We start from the raw sequence: 987 nt of genomic DNA on the forward strand, positions 1-987 counted from the left end.
CCGGGCGCCCGCCGCGGCCCGCGGGATCACGCCGCGCCGGGGGGCGAACAGCTGCGCCGCGGTGAAGATGACGGCCTGCGCGAGGACCACCACCGGGCCCGGGGGGAGGTCGGCGTAGTAGCCGGCGTACAGGCCGGTGACGCCACCGACCAGGGCGACGACGACGGCGACGATCATCGTCCCCCGCATGGTGTCGGCCACCAACTGGGCGGTCGCGCCGGGGATGATGAGCGTGGCCACCACCAGGATCACGCCCACCGACTGGACCCCCGCCACGGTGGCGGTGGCGAGGGTGGCGAGCAGGAGCCCGGTCAGCGCCCGCGTCCTGAGCCCCAGGGTGTGGGCGTGCAGCCGGTCGAAGGCCAGCATGATGAGATCGCGGCGGAAGGCCAGCAGCACGATCACCGTGAACGCCGAGACCGCCAACACCTGGACGAGGTCGGAATCGCGCACCCCGAGGACGCTGCCGAACAGGATCGAGTGCAGGTCCTGCCCGCTGGGGAACCGGGCGATGAGGACCAGTCCGAACGAGAACAGGGCGGTGAAGACGATGCCCATGGCCGCGTCCTCCCGCACCGTCCCCCCCTCTCGGACCGCGCCGATGAGCGCCACCGCGACCAGCGCGGCGATGAGTGCGCCGACCGCGAACGGGATGCCGATCAGGGCGGCGATCACCACACCGGGCAGGACGGCGTGGGAGACCGCGTCACCCATGAGAGACCAGCCCATGTGGACCAGCCAGCAGCTCAGCAACGCGCCGGCCACACCGGAGGCGGCCACCACGAGCAGGGCGCGCCGCATGAACTCGTAACTCATCGGCTCGACGAGCAGATCGATCATCACAGTGCTCCCTCGGCGGTCGGCGTCCGGTCGTCGACGGCGGGCAGCCGCGCCCCGAGCAACGTGGACAGGATCTGGGGGGTGGTGGTCTCGGCCACGGGGCCGTGCGCCACCAGCCGACCGTTGAGCAGGGCGACCGAGTCCGCG

1 protein-coding gene is annotated in these 987 nt (G+C 72.3%); it reads right to left on the reverse strand.

All coding sequences use genetic code 11. The features are described 5' to 3' along the window. Positions 1-840: metal ABC transporter permease (locus G6017_RS14335; protein WP_182617966.1), on the reverse strand; the 840-nt coding region annotated here is incomplete at its 3' end. Positions 841-987: the final 147 nt, after the last annotated feature.

It is taken from the genome of Dietzia sp. B44 (genome assembly GCF_014145245.1).
In the GTDB taxonomy this organism is placed as follows: Bacteria; Actinomycetota; Actinomycetes; order Mycobacteriales; family Mycobacteriaceae; genus Dietzia; species Dietzia natronolimnaea.